The 14,182-nt window shown below is 64.6% G+C and carries 10 protein-coding genes; 1 reads left to right on the forward strand and 9 read right to left on the reverse strand.

The window, feature by feature from the left end:
* Nucleotides 1-144 precede the first annotated feature (144 nt).
* The 5 genes from O7B34_RS10105 to O7B34_RS10125 form a co-directional block, all read right to left on the reverse strand.
* Nucleotides 145-2,595, reverse strand: a complete 2,451-nt coding sequence (locus O7B34_RS10105) for a GcvT family protein (protein WP_337145929.1) — start codon at nucleotides 2,593-2,595, stop codon at nucleotides 145-147.
* Nucleotides 2,592-3,773 carry a pyridoxal phosphate-dependent aminotransferase gene (locus O7B34_RS10110; RefSeq protein ID WP_337141725.1) on the reverse strand — a complete coding sequence of 394 codons (1,182 nt, stop codon included), beginning with the start codon at nucleotides 3,771-3,773 and terminating at the stop codon, nucleotides 2,592-2,594. Before O7B34_RS10110 ends, O7B34_RS10105 begins: the two co-directional genes overlap by 4 nt.
* Nucleotides 3,766-4,671, reverse strand: a complete 906-nt coding sequence (locus O7B34_RS10115) for a homocysteine S-methyltransferase family protein (protein ID WP_337145931.1) — start codon at nucleotides 4,669-4,671, stop codon at nucleotides 3,766-3,768. The genes O7B34_RS10110 and O7B34_RS10115 overlap by 8 nt, the downstream gene beginning before the upstream one ends.
* Complete coding sequence (locus tag O7B34_RS10120; RefSeq protein WP_337146128.1) at nucleotides 4,668-7,121, reverse strand: GcvT family protein; 2,454 nt, start codon at nucleotides 7,119-7,121, stop codon at nucleotides 4,668-4,670. Before O7B34_RS10120 ends, O7B34_RS10115 begins: the two co-directional genes overlap by 4 nt.
* Nucleotides 7,122-7,213: 92 nt before the next feature.
* A complete protein-coding gene (locus O7B34_RS10125) occupies nucleotides 7,214-7,810 on the reverse strand; it encodes a helix-turn-helix domain-containing protein (protein WP_027145869.1) in 597 nt (198 codons plus the stop codon).
* A gap of 171 nt (nucleotides 7,811-7,981) precedes the next feature.
* Between O7B34_RS10125 and O7B34_RS10130 the strand changes: the two genes are divergently transcribed.
* Nucleotides 7,982-8,686: a nitroreductase gene (locus O7B34_RS10130; protein WP_337145933.1), complete on the forward strand. Its 705-nt coding sequence runs from the start codon at nucleotides 7,982-7,984 to the stop codon at nucleotides 8,684-8,686.
* A 20-nt stretch (nucleotides 8,687-8,706) separates the two neighbouring features.
* Here O7B34_RS10130 and O7B34_RS10135 read toward each other — a convergent pair whose 3' ends face one another.
* From O7B34_RS10135 to O7B34_RS10150, 4 genes are all read right to left on the reverse strand, one after another.
* Nucleotides 8,707-10,149 carry an MFS transporter gene (locus O7B34_RS10135; protein WP_337145935.1) on the reverse strand — a complete coding sequence of 481 codons (1,443 nt, stop codon included), beginning with the start codon at nucleotides 10,147-10,149 and terminating at the stop codon, nucleotides 8,707-8,709.
* Nucleotides 10,150-10,312: 163 nt separating this feature from the next.
* A complete protein-coding gene (locus tag O7B34_RS10140) occupies nucleotides 10,313-10,900 on the reverse strand; it encodes a sarcosine oxidase subunit gamma (protein ID WP_337145937.1) in 588 nt (195 codons plus the stop codon).
* A complete protein-coding gene (locus tag O7B34_RS10145; protein ID WP_337145939.1) occupies nucleotides 10,893-13,886 on the reverse strand; it encodes a sarcosine oxidase subunit alpha in 2,994 nt (997 codons plus the stop codon). The genes O7B34_RS10140 and O7B34_RS10145 overlap by 8 nt, the downstream gene beginning before the upstream one ends.
* Nucleotides 13,883-14,179 (reverse strand): sarcosine oxidase subunit delta, encoded by a 297-nt coding sequence (locus tag O7B34_RS10150; RefSeq protein ID WP_027145874.1) that lies wholly within the window; start codon nucleotides 14,177-14,179, stop codon nucleotides 13,883-13,885. The genes O7B34_RS10145 and O7B34_RS10150 overlap by 4 nt, the downstream gene beginning before the upstream one ends.
* Between the last annotated feature and the right edge of the window lie 3 nt (nucleotides 14,180-14,182).

Genomic DNA, 14,182 nt, shown 5'->3' on the forward strand with positions numbered 1-14,182 from the left:
GAAGGTGGCCTCGCGAAGCGAGGTCGGATGAGGGGTGTTCCAGGGAACACCGACGTCTCACTCCGCTGGAACACCCCTCAACCGTCTCGGCGCTACGCGCCGATCCACCTTCTCCCGCAAGGGGAGAAGGGAAAAAGTGCCGCGCTACATCTTCGTTCGTTCCGCCTTCGGATCATACATCGGCTTCAGCGATGCCTCCGCCGCAAACCGCTCGCCGGCGATTTCGATTTCGTAGGTCGAGGCCAGCACATCTGCCTCGCTCTCGCCCTGGCAAGGCACATAGCCCAGCCCGATCGCCCCGCCGAGATGGTGACCATAGTTGCCCGAGGTGATCGGACCGACGATCTTGCCGTCGCGCAGGATCGCCTCGTTGTGGAAGAGCAGCGGCTGCGTATCCTTCAGCCGGAACTGGACCAGACGGCGGTCCAGTCCGGCTTCCTTCTTCTTCAACACGGCATCTCGGCCGATGAAATCGCCCTTAGCCGTCTTCACCGCGAAGCCGAGGCCCGCCTCCAGCACGTTGTCTTCATCGGTGATGTCATGGCCGAAATGGCGGAAAGCTTTTTCGATGCGGCAGGAATCCAGCGTGTGCAACCCGCACAGCTTCAGCCCGACATCCGCGCCGGCATCGTCGATCGCCTCGAAGACATGGGCGGCCTGGTCGCTCGAGACATAAAGCTCCCAGCCGAGTTCGCCGACATAGGTGACGCGATGCGCCCGGGCGAGGCCCATGCCGATTTCGATCTCCTGGAAGGTGCCGAACGGGTTGTTCTCGTTGGAGAAGTCGTTGGGGCTGACCTTCTGGATCAGTTTGCGCGCATCCGGGCCCATCACGCAGAGCACGCTCTCGGCCGCGGTGACATCGGTGATGACCACGAACTGCTCGCCGGCATGCCGGCGCAGCCAGGCGAGGTCGCGCTGCAGCGTGGCGCCCGGCACGACGAGGAAATAGGCCGTATCCGAAAGCCGCGACACGGTGAGGTCGCTCTCGATGCCGCCGCGCTGGTTGAGCATCTGGGTATAGATGATCTTGCCCGGCGCCACGTCCATGTCGTTGGCGCAGAGCTTTTGCAGGAAGGCACAGGCATCGCGGCCCTCGACGCGGATCTTGCCGAACGAGGTCATGTCGAACAGGCCGACCTTGTTGCGGACGGCCAGATGTTCCTCGCGCTGGTTGTCGAACCAGTTCTGCCGCTTCCAGGAATAGCGATATTCGCGTTCCTGTCCTTCGCGCGCGAACCAGTTGGCGCGCTCCCAGCCGGCGACTTCGCCGAACACGGCGCCACGCGCCTTCAGATGCTCATGCAGGGGCGAGCGGCGCACACCACGCGATGTCGCCATCTGGCGGTAGGGGAAATGGTCGGCATAGAGCAGGCCGAGCGTTTCGGAAACGCGCTCCTTGAGATAGCGGCGGTTCTTCTGAAACGGCTGGGTGCGGCGGATGTCGACTTCCCAGAGGTCGAACGGCGCTTCGCCATCGTTGATCCACTGCGCCAGCGCCATGCCGGCGCCGCCGGACGAGACGATGCCGATGGAATTGTAGCCGGTTGCCATCCAGTAGCCGCGCAGCTCCGGCGCCTCGCCGAGATAGTAGCGGTCATCGGGAGTGAAGCTTTCAGGGCCGTTGAAGAAAGTGTGGATGCCGGCGGTGGCCAGCATCGGCATGCGGTTGACGCCCATTTCGAGGATCGGCTCGAAATGGTCCATATCCTCGGGCAACTGATCGAAGCAGAAATCCTCGCGAATGCCATCCATGCCCCATGGCTTCGCCACCGGTTCGAAGGCGCCGAGCATCATCTTGCCGGCGTCTTCCTTGTAGTAGGCGCACTCGTCCGGCACGCGCAGCACCGGCAGCCGGCCGAGGCCGGGGATCGGCTCGGTGACGAGATAAAAGTGCTCGCAGGCGTGCAGCGGGATGTTCACGCCGTTCCGGGCGCCGAGGTCGCGTGCCCACATGCCGGCGCAGTTGATGACGATGTCGGTTTCGATCGTGCCTTGGTCTTCGCCTTGCGCCCAGGACACGCCGGAGACGCGGCCATTTTTCGTATGGATCCTTGTGACCTTCACATTCTCGGCGATGGTGGCGCCGCGCTGACGCGCACCCTTGGCCAATGCCATGGCGATGTTGGCGGGGTCGCACTGGCCGTCGAGCGGCAGATGCACGGCGCCGACCACGTCGGAGACGTTGAGATGCGGGTACATCTCCTTGACTTCGTTGGGAGAAATCTCGCGCACGTCGACGTCGAAGGCGCGGGCGAGCGACGCCTGCCGGTAGATCTCGTGCTTGCGCTCCTCGGTCAGCGCCACGGTGATCGAGCCGACCTGGCGCATGCCGGTGCCGACCTCGGTCTCGGCTTCCAGCTTGACGTAGAGATCGGCCGAATATTTCGCCAGCCGGGTCATGTTCTGCGAACCGCGCAACTGGCCGATCAGGCCGGCGGCATGCCATGTCGTGCCCGAGGTCAGCTGCTTGCGCTCCAAAAGCACGATGTCGGTCCAACCGAGCTTGGCCAGATGGTAGGCGACCGAGCAGCCGGAGACGCCGCCGCCGATGATGACGGCCCGCGCTTTGGTGGGAAGGATCCTGGCGGTCATGCGGCCTCGCGGCGGTAGCTGGAAACGAAACGGCGCAGCCGCGTGGCTGCTTCCTGCAATACGGGCTCGGGCTGGCACAGGCTGATTCTGATATGGCCGGCTGCGGCTTCGCCGAAACTCGAGCCCGGCATGACGCCGACCTTCTCCTTGTCGAGGAAGGCGAAGGCGAATTTCTCGTCGTCGGGTTCGACAGCCGAAATGTCGAGCATGACATACATGCCGCCTTCGGAACCGCGCACGGTGACATCGTTCATTCCGTGTACCGCATCGAGCAGGACGGTGCGGCGTGCAGCGTAGCGTTCGGCGATGTCCTTGACGCCATAGTTCTGCTCCAGCGCCTCGGTGCAAGCGATCGAGATGAAGGCGGGCAAGCCGTAGGTCGTCACCAGGTTGAGGTTGATCAGCAATGTGATCATTTTCTCAGGACCGGTCAGCCAGCCCATGCGCCAGCCGGTCATGCCGTGGCTCTTGGACATGGAATTGATGACCAGCGTGCGCTCGGCCATGCCTGGCAGCGAGCGCGGCGAGATGTGCTCGCCGCCGCCCAGCGTCCAGTAGACCTCGTCGGACAGCAGCCACAGGTCATGCTCGCGGCAAACCTCGGCCAATTGTTCCAGCCGCTCGCGCGAATAGACCGCACCGGTCGGGTTGTTCGGCGTGTTGATCAATATGGCGCGCGTGTTGGGCTTGAGTGCCGCGCGGATCATGTCGGCGCGGGGTTGGAAACCATCCTCGGCCGGTGTCTCGACGACGGTGAAACTCGCACCCGCCGCACTGAAGGTGTTGGGATAGGTGGCATAGTAGGGGGCGACGACGATGGCGTGGTCGCCGGGGTCGAGAACAGCCTGCACGGCCGCGTAAAGTGCGGCCTGGCCGCCTGGCGTGGCGATGACCTCTTCCGGCATCGTCTCGACGCCGGTGCAGGCGCTGGAGGCCGCCGCCATCGCCTTTCGCAGGCGCGGCAGGCCTGGCAGCGGCGTGTAGTGATGGTTGCTGCCACGGACCGCTACCACACAAGCTTCGATCGTTTCCGAAGGCGTGTCGAAATCATGGTCGCCGGCCGACAGCATGATGATGTCCTCGCCGGCTTCCTTGCGGTTCCAGGCGGCGAAATGAACCTCCCAGCCGTCCTTGCCCGATGGCACGATGCCGATAATGCGCGATGATGGTCTAGGCATGTGAGACTCCCGAGATCGCGTAGCCGTTCCGTTGCAGCCGGTCGCGCAAGGCGGCGATATGGGCAGGACCGACCTCGCAGCAACCGCCGACGATGTCCGCACCCGCTTCCACCCAGCCGACAGCCTGTTCGGCATAAGCGTCCGGACCGAGGTCGTGGCGGGCATGCAGTACATCCACCGTGCCGCCATGCTTGAGCGCTTCGGTGGAGGTGAAGCCATTGGCATAGGCGCCGACTGGGCCGCCCAGTTCGATCAGTTCCGGCAAGGCCGCCGCGATCGCTTCCGGGCGGCAGCAGTTGAGCAGCCGCGCCGCCACCGGCAGATCGCCAAGCGCCTCCGCCGCCGACGCAATCGTCTCGCCACTGCGCAAGCGTGGCGTGCCGTGATCGGCCAGCGTCCATGACACCCAGACAGGCTTGCCGCTTTCCGATGCTGCGGTGACCGCCGCCCGCGCTTCCTCTGATGACGCCATGGTCTCGCACAGGAAGAGGTCGATGCCGTCCGCCTGCTCGGCGACGATACGGCGGTAGATGTCGAGCGTGTCCTGGTAGGAGATGGTCAGCGCCGGCGCGTAACTGCCGAAAAGCGGCGACAGGCAGCCGGCGATGGCCGCATCGCCGGCCTCGTCGCGCGCTTGCCTGGCCAGGTCGATGCCACGCTTCTGCAATGGCTTGAACAGGTCTTCCGCACCTTCGCGCGCCAAGCGTTCGGGCGTCGCCGAATAGGTGTTTATGGTGATGACGCGGGCGCCGGCGCGGATGAATTCGGCATGCAGGCCGCGCACGAGGTCCGGTTCGTCTATCAGCACCCTGGCCGACCACAGCGGCGTCGGCTCGGACTTGCTGCGCCGCACCAGCTCCTGACCCATGCCGCCATCGGTGAGGATAACGTTTTTCATGCCCGCAGCCTTTCGTTCCTGGGATCCCACAAGGGCTCGTCCTGCTGCACGACGGCCTTGAAGCGATCGCCGAAGATTTCGACCTCGACGGCGGTACCGGCTTCGGTCAGGTCGGCGCGCAGCATGCCGAGCGCGATCGACTTGTCGACGCGATGGCCCCAGCCCCCCGATGTCGTCTCGCCGACGATCTGGCCGTCATGCCAGAGCGTCGACATGTAAGGCGCGTCGCAATCGCCGGGATTTTCGACCACCAGCGTGACGAAGCGTTTCTTCACGCCTTGCTGTTTCTCGTTCTGGAGCGCCGACTTGCCACGGAAGTCGGGCTTTTCCCATTTTACGAAACGCTCCAGCCCGCCCTGCAGGATCGAGTAGTCCGTCGACAGGTCGCCCTTCCAGGTGCGGTAGCCCTTTTCCAGACGCAGCGAATCCAGCGCGTACATGCCGAACGGCTTCAACCCATGATTCTGCCCGGCGGCGCAGATCGCATCGAAGATAGCGGCGGTGTCGTCGACCCTGGTGTGGATCTCCCAGCCGAGCTCGCCGGCGAAGGAGACACGGACCAGCTTGGCCCAGCGGCCGGCAATCCTGGTCTCCTGATGGGTCAGCCATGGCAGGGTCAGGTCGGCCTCACAGACGTCGGCAAGGATTTTTCGCGAATTGGGGCCCGCCAGGATCTGCGTGGAGAATTCCTCCGTCCGGTCGATCAGCTTGAACGCCGCATCCCCGGGCATGTGCGATTTCAGCCATTCGAAGTCATGCCACTGCGCCACCGCCGCGGTGATCAGCGTCATGGATTCCTCGCCATGGCGTACCACCGACATTTCGGTGACGATGCGGCCCTTGTCGTCGGAGAAATAGACGAGGCCGATGCGGCCAGGCTTCGGCACCAGGCCGGTCACTTGCTGGCTCAACCACTCGGCGGCACCTGGGCCCTTGAGGTTGAAGCGCGAGAAGCCGGGCAGGTCGAGGATGCCCGCGGCGTCACGCACGGCCAGGCACTCTTCGCGGACGCGCTGCTGCCAGGGTCCGTCGCGGCGGAAGGTCAACGTGGCTTGCTCGGAGACGTCGTCGCCGTCCTGCGCGTACCAGATAGCGCGCTCCCAGCCATTATAGGCATCGAAGCGGGCGCCGAACGCCTTGATGCGATCGTGGATCGGCGACAGTTTTCTGTCACGTCCTTCCGGCCAGGCGTGACGCGGGAACTGGATGGCGTATTCGTTGCCATAGATTTCCATGCCCTTGGCCACGCAATAGTCCGGCGCGGAAGCAAAGGAGGTGAAGCGGCGCGGATCGCAGGACCACATGTCCCATTCGGTCCGGCCTTGCGTCACCCATTCGGCCAGCACCTTGCCGGCGCCGCCGCCCTGGGCGATGCCAAAGGTGAAGACGCAAGCCTCGAAGGCGTTGGGAACGCCCGGCATCGGACCGATCAGCGGATTGCCGTCCGGCGCATAAGGGATCGGGCCGTTGATGACCTTGGAGAGTCCAGCGGTGCCCAGGATCGGCACGCGGGCAACCGCATCGGCCAAGTAATGCTCCAGCCGGTCGAGATCGTCGGGGAAGAGCTGGAAGGAAAAGTCCTCCGGCATGGGGTCGTTGTGGGTGGCCCAATGCGCGCGGCAATTGCGCTCATAGGGGCCAAGATTCATCCCGGCCTTTTCCTGGCGCAAATAGTATGAGGTGTCGACGTCGCGCAGCAGCGGCAGCTTCTTGCCCTGTTCCTTCGACCAGGCGGCGAGTTCGGGGATTTCCTCGAACAGTATGTACTGGTGGCTCATCACCATCATCGGCACGTCGCGGCCGAACATCCTGCCGACTTCGGCGGCGCGGTAGCCGGCTGCATTGACGACGATCTCGCAGCGGATCTCGCCTTGCGCCGTTACGACCACCCATTCGTCCTTCTCGCGTCGCACGCCGGTGACGGGGCAGAAGCGGATGATCCTGGCGCCCATGTCGCGCGCGCCTTTAGCCAGCGCCTGCGTCAACTGTGCCGGGTCGATGTCGCCGTCGCTCGGATCGTAGAGCGCGCCCTTCAACTCGTGCGTTTCGAGGAAGGGGTAGCGGCGCTTGATCTCGTCGAGCCCGACCACATCTATGTCCATGCCCTGGTGGCGGCCCATGCCCTTGGCGCGCTGGAATTCCTGCATGCGCTCGTTGGAGTGGGCGAGCCTGAGCGAGCCGGTGACATGGTAGTTCATGGGATAGTCGACCGCGTCGGCGAGCCCACGATAGAGCTCGGTCGAATAGCGCTGCATGTTCATCAGCGACCAGGAGGAGGAGAAGGTCGGCACATTGCCGGCAGCATGCCAGGTCGAGCCCGAGGTCAGCTCGTTCTTTTCCAGGAGCACGCAGTCGGTCCAGCCGGCCTTGGCCAGATGATAGAGCGAGGAGGTTCCGACAACGCCACCTCCGATGATCACCACGCGCGCCATGCTCGGCAAACCCGCCATGTTCTTCTCCCAATCTTCAAGCGCGCCGCGCTCTATTTTTGTTTGATGCATGTCGTGTCCCAAAACCGCTCCACGGTTTGGGCGACATGCACTCAATAGACCGGTGGCGAAACCACCCAGATGACGACCGCCGGCTCGCTACCCGGATTGCGCCAGCGGTAAGGCTTGCCTTCGAAGCGGAAGGAGTCGCCTTCGCCAAGCCGGTGCCAGACCCCGGCTATTTCGATGTCGAACTGCCCGGACGCGATGTATCCGGCCTCCTCGGTCGGCCGGCGGGCCTCGCTCTTCAACTCCGCGCCCGGCGCGAAGACCGACCGCACCATCTCGAAGCTACCACCGAGGTCCGGTGACAGAAGTTCCTCCACCAGGCCGGATTCGCTGGTGCCAAGCGTGCGACGCTTGCCGGCGCGCACCACCACGCCGCGCTCGCTTTCCACGGGCACGTCATGGCTGAAGAACAGGCTGATCGGCACGCCGAACAACTCGGCGAAGGCCCTGAGGTCACTGAGCGATGGCGTCGACAGGCCGCGCTCGACCTGGCTGACCCAGCCGACCGACCGGCCGAGTTTCAGCGCGATCTCGGCCAGCGTCAGCCCGCGCACCCGGCGCAAGGCCCTGATATCGCCGGCCAGGACTCGTTCGTCAGCTCCCTGTAATGTTCGTGCGGTAGGGGAGGCCAAATCGCTCACTTCATGAAAAATTGCAGTCGAATTTCATGAGAAATGAAGCTCATGAAAAAATCAAGTAGATTTTCACCAATGCTCAAGATTTGCTTGCAGGATTTTGACGGTTCATGCAAAGGCTCCGCCGCGAGCGGCGAATGGGGACGTCCGATCGACACAATGGCTAAGGGACGGCCCATGCTGGAAAAGAAGGCTCGAATCGCGGTTGATGCCGAGATCGTCGACGATGCGATCATGTCGCGCCGTTCGGTGCGCGCATTTCTGCCCGACATGGTCGACGACGAGACAATCCGTGACATATTGAGTGTTGCGGCGCGGGCTCCTTCCGGCACCAACATGCAGCCCTGGCGGGTCTATGTCACCAAGGGCGGGACCAAGCAGCGGATCACGGATGCCATCATGAATTCCGGCATCCGCGCGGAAAAAGCCGACTGGGACGAATACCGCTATTATCCCACCCAGTTCTTCGAGCCTTATCTCACCCGCCGCCGTGCCAACGGGTTCGGCCTCTACGGCGCGCTCGGCATCGGCCGCCGGGAAGTCGACAAGATGCGCGCCCAGCACGACCGCAACTTCGTCTTCTTCGACGCGCCGGTCGGCATGATCTTCACCATCGACCGCCGGCTCAACCAGGGTTCGTGGATCGACTATGGCATGTTCCTGCAGAACATCATGGTCGCGGCGCGGGGCAGGGGTCTGCATAGCTGTCCGCAAGCGGCCTTCGCGCCCTATCACCGGCAGATCCGGCCGGTGCTCGACATTCCCGACGAGGAGATCGTCGTCTGCGGCATGGCGCTCGGCTATGAAGACACTTCCAAGCCCGAGAACGCCTTCCGCACCGACCGTGAGCCGCTCGAGGAATGGGTGACGTTCAGCGAATAGGTTCGTCCGGCGCAGCCCCGCTATTCCGTATTCATGTGCGCGCCGTGGCCGCTGACATGGGCGCCGTCCCGCGGCGTCAGCTTGAGATAGGCGAGCAGCGCGCAGAGCGTGATGATGCCCTCGATCACGAACAGGATTCGGAAATCGCTGGCGGCGGCCGGCCCGCCGCCGGCGAGAAACGACAGCATCGCAGCCGCCAGGCCGACGCTGATCGCGACCGCCAGCTGCCAGAGGATATAGTAGAGCGCGCTGAAGCGGGCGAGTTGTTCGGGCGCGATGTCGGAATAGGCGAGGTTGCCGGTCGAAGCCCATTGCACCGAGCGAAAGACGCCAAAGATGAAGATGTAGGTGAGCGTGATCCAGACCGGAGTCGTTGCCTGCATCAAGGCGAAGCCCGCGACCATGGCGGCAACAACGGGTGTGTTGAAGACCAGCACGCGGCGAAAACCGAAACGGTTGAGGACGCGTGGCATGAAGACACGCATACCCACCGAACCGACCGCCGCCACGAAGGTCAGCGATCCCGCCTGCACCGCGCTCATGCCGAAGCCGAGCTGGAACATCAGCGGCAGCAGGAAGACGACGGAGCTGAGACCGATCGTGTCGAGCCCGCCGCCGGTAAGAAAGGAGATGCGGAAGGTGCGGATGCGCAGGAGCTTGAGATCGAGCAGGGGATTGCGCACGCGCAGGCAGTAGAAGGAGGCGGCCGTCAGGATGATGAGCGCCAGCGCAAGCTCGGCGGCGATCATGCTGCCGGCGGCGTCTTTCGCCGCGAGCGAGTCCATGCCGAAGACCAGCAGGACCATGCCGCCGCCGACCAGCACAAAGCCTGGAAAATCGAACCGCGTGCGCACCGGCTTGGTCATTGTCGGAAACAGTGAGGCGGCAAGAATAGCCGCCGCGAGCGCGAACGGCACGTTGATGAAGAAGATCCAGCGCCAGGAGATGTAGGTGGTCAATGCGCCGCCGACGAGCGGACCGACCAGCGGCCCGGACTGCCCGGCCAGTGAGATATACATGTTGATCTTCAAGGTCCGGCTTCGCGGGAAGGTCGACAGGATCACGACCTGGCCGAGCGTGCCCATCAGAGCGCCACCGAAGCCCTGCAGCGCGCGGGCGCCGACCAGCATCCAGATGTCGTTCGACAGCCCGCACAGGGCCGATGAAGCGGCAAACACCAGCAGGGCAAAGCAATAGACATTGCGCAGGCCGAAACGGTCGGCGGCCCAGCCGCCGAGCGGCATCGAGATGATCAGGCTGGCGACGTAGACGGTGATCAGCAGGCCGAGCTGGCTGGGCGGACGGCCAAGGCTTTCGCTGATGCCCGGCAGCGCCGTCACCACGACATTCTGGTCGAGGCTGGTCATGAACACGCCGCAGGCAACGGTCAGCGGCAGCAGGAGCAAGGCTCTGGCCGACACATCGGCGCGATCGGTGGCGCCGGCGGATAGTTCAGCGGTCATGGGGATGTTCGAACCAAATATGCCGACCCTGAGACGGGATTTTCATCCCCTTGGACCGGTTGAACGGGCCACGTTTTCCATCATGGGCGCCCGCGGCGGGATTCTCTAGCGGCAGAACCAGCCGGCGTTGAGGCCAGAGGTAGCGGCTCTAAGGTCGCACCGCCTACTGCACCTCATAGCCGACTTCCTCGCTGGCGTGGCAGAGCGCCTTCCAGAACGAGCGCGCGAAGGAGCGGAAGACATAGATGTCGAATTGGTCGGTGCCGGTACGCTGGATTTGGGCGAAGACATCGTGATGCGTTGTCGAGCGGCCGGCGCCGACCGGAAAAGCGGGCAGGGCGAAGTCGATGGCGAAGAATTTCGACAGCACCCATTCGGCTTTCGGCCCGGCGATGCGGATGGCGGTGCGGCCATGCGACAGGTCCGTCACCGTGCCGATGGCAGGCGTTACCGACTTGGCGAAGGCCGCGGCCAGTCCTTCGGCCTCATCGGTCACCGTGAACTTTCCCGGTGCGAAGCCGAACACCGATTTCACGCCGTCGCTCAAGCCGCCGCCAGCTCCGTCGGGCAGCGCAAGCCCGGTGACGCCGCGGATGGCCGCGATCAGTTTCTTCTCTTCGCCCGGCCATGCCGCGAGCTGCACGATCGAGCCCGGCCGGGTTTCGGTGAGCAGTATCTCGACGCCATGTTCGAAATTCCCGTGCGAGCCGACATGGAACTCCGGCTCGAGGGGCGATTGACGCTCAGCCATGCATGCGGGTCCCTTCCGGATCGTAGAAATGGTTGGAGACGATCTCCACGGGACCGAAGCGGTTGCGCAAGGGATCGGAGACATGGGCGCGCGTGCCGTGCCTGGCCTTGCCGCCCTTGACCAGCGCCAGCGCGATATGCTTGCCGAGCGCCGGCGAATAGCAGCAGGCGGTGATGTGCCCGACCGAGCCGTGCGGATTGGCTTCGTCGACCTCCTCGACAATGTGCGCGCCGCCATTGAGCGGCCGGTTGTCGAGCGCGATCAGGCCGACCAGTTCCAGCCGCTCGGACGCAACGAGACCTTCCCGGTCCATCATCGCCGAGCCGATGAAGCGCTTCTTCTTCGACAGCATCCAGTCGAGATGCAGGTCGCGCGCCGTTGTGCGGCCATCGATCTCGGCGCCGGTGACATGGCCCTTCTCGATGCGCATCGTACCCAGCGCCTCGAGCCCGTAGGTGACCAGCCCGAACGGCTTGCCGGCCTCGATCAACGCTTCCCAGACATGGCTGCCGTGGCCGGCGCCGCAATAGACCTCGAAGGCCATTTCACCGGAGAAGGATAGCCGGCAAATCATCACCGGCACAGCTGAAATCTCGCCGTGCACGATGCCCATGAAGGGCAGCGTCGCATTGTCGACGGCCGTGCCGGTGACACAGGCGGCCAGGATCTGCCTCGCTTTCGGCCCGCCGATCGCGGCTCCCGCCCATTCGTCGGTCACCGAGGTGACGTGGACCTTGAGTTCCGGCCAGATCACGTCGAGGAAATATTCCAGATGCTGCATCACCTTGCCGGCATTGGCCGTGGTGGTGGTCATCAGGTAATCCTGTTCGCCGAGCCGCCAGGTGGTGCCGTCGTCGAAAGCAAAACCGTCCTCGCGCAGCATCAGACCGTAGCGCGCCTTGCCGACGGCGAGGGTCGAGAACATGTTGGTGTAGACACGGTCGAGGAACGTGGCGGCGTCGGGGCCCTGCACAGCGATCTTGCCCAGCGTCGAGACATCGACGATGCCCGCACTTTCGCGCGTCGCCTTGGCTTCGCGCACATAGGCCTGTTCGATGGTTTCGCCTGAAAGCCGGTAGATCATCGGCCGGTACCAGAGGCCGGCCGAATACATGGTCGCGCCATTGGCGACATGCCAGTCATGCATCGGCGTCAGCCGTTCGGGCTTGAGGTCGCCGAAGCGTTCGGCTGCCAGCGAGCCGATCGACACCGGTGCGAAGGGTGGCCTGAAGCGCGTCGTGCCGACTTCCGGGATTGGTTTGCCGAGTGCTTCCGCCATGATGGCAAGGCCGGGGACGTTGGAGCTCTTGCCCTGGTCGGTGGCCATGCCGAGCGTGGTATAGCGCTTCAGGTGCTCGACGGAGACGAAGCCCTCGCGATGCGCCAGGCGGACATCCTCCGCCGTGACGTCGTGCTGGAAGTCGACAAAGCTCTTGCCGCTGCCCTTGATTTCGAACACGGGCGCGGGATCTGGATCTCCGGGGGTTGCCTCGACAGCGGGCAATGCCAATGGCGCGGCGGTTCCGCCAGCCGCGGCAAGGCCTGCGGCGCGCCCTTCGGCGATCGCCTCGACCGTCGAAAAGCTGCCGGTGAACGCGCCCGCGCCGATCCAGTTTTGTGTCGGCTTGGGCGGCAGGAAGGCCTGCCGGGCAGCGTTCCATTCCGCCCTGGCGCCGGCCTGGCTGGCCAGATGGATGGTCGGCGACCAGCCGCCCGACATCAGCAGGCAATCGGCATGGATGCTGCGCGCATCGCCGCTCAGCGCACCGGCGAACATGTCGAAACGCTGGACCTTGAGGCCGGACAACGACTTGCCGCCTTCCGTGGCGACCACCGCATGACCGGAAAGCAATTCCGCCTCGGCTTCGCCGGCCAGGGCGCTCATCTCGGCGGACGGTTGCTGGCGCACGTCGACAATGGCAACGATCGCCGCACCTGCCTGCTTCAGCGCCAGCGCCGACCGGTAGGCGCTGTCATTGTTGGTGAACACCACGACCCGCTGCCCCGGCAGCACGCCGAATTCGTTGGCGTAGCGCTCCGCCGCATGCGCCAGCATCACGCCGGGCCGGTCATTCCCGGGAAACACCAGCGGCCTTTCGAAGGCGCCGGTGGCCAGCACGACGGATCCCGCGCGGATCGCCCAGTAGCGATGGCGCGGCTCACCCTTGGCGGGCTGTGCCTTGTGGTCGCTGACCCGCTCGAGCGCGGCAAGCGTGTTGTTGTCGTAGTAGCCCCAGACCGTGGTGCGCGGCAGAAGCCGGACATTGTCTCGCCCTTCGAGCTGGGCGACGGTGCGCCGCACCCAATCAGCCGCCGGTGCGCCTTCGATGGTTTCGCCGGACCAGTTGGCCGAACCGCCGAAACGCGGCTCGAGATCGGCCAGCATGACGCGGGCACCTTGGTCCGCGGCGGCCTTGGCGGCCATCAGGCCGGCTGGGCCGGAGCCGACCACAAGCACGTCGCAGAAGGCGTTCATGCGCTCGTAGCGGGCCGGGTCCTTTGCCGATCCGGCGCTGCCGAGGCCGGCGGCGCGGCGGATGAAATGCTCGCAGAACATCCAGAAGCGTGTGCCTTTCAGCGGGCCGACAACCGGCCCCATGAAGGTCTTGTAGTAGAAGCCGGCCGACAGCAGCTTGCCACCGAGCTGGTTGACGGCATGGATATCCCAGGTGAGCGAGGGGAAACGGTTCTGGCTGACGGCAATCAGCCCGTCATGGATCTCGACCATGGTCGCAGGAATGTTGGGTTCCCGCACCTCGCCCTTCAGCACCGTTACCAGCGCGTTGGGCTCCTCGACGCCTGCGCTCAGCAGGCCGCGCGGGCGATGGTATTTGAAAGAACGCCCGAAAAGGGTGACGCCATTGGCCAGCAGCGCGGACGCCAGCGTGTCGCCGCCATGCCCGGTATAGGCAACGCCGTCGAACGTGAAGCGGATCGTCTTCAACCGGTCTATGCGGCCGCCGGTGACGGCGCGGCGCGGGCTCATGGCTTGTCCTCCGCCTTGCGGCGCGCGGCCGAGCTGTGATCGCCACGCACGAAGGCGACGCTGGAAATCTCATGCGTCAGCGTGTTGCGCACGACCCTCAGGTGAGCCCGGCAGCCGCCGGAATGCTGCCAGATCTCGTTGTGGTCGCCGGCCGGGTTCAGCCGGTCGTAGACGTAGGCGTTCCAGGCCTCGAAATTCTGCGAGGCAGGGTCGGGGCGTTCGCGGTTGCCGTCACCCTGATAGGTGAACTCGATGACGTCGCGCGGGCCGCAATAGGGGCAAGTGATCAGCACGGA

This window comes from Mesorhizobium sp. Cs1299R1N3 (genome assembly GCF_037179625.1).
In the GTDB taxonomy this organism is placed as follows: Bacteria; Pseudomonadota; Alphaproteobacteria; order Rhizobiales; family Rhizobiaceae; genus Mesorhizobium; species Mesorhizobium salmacidum.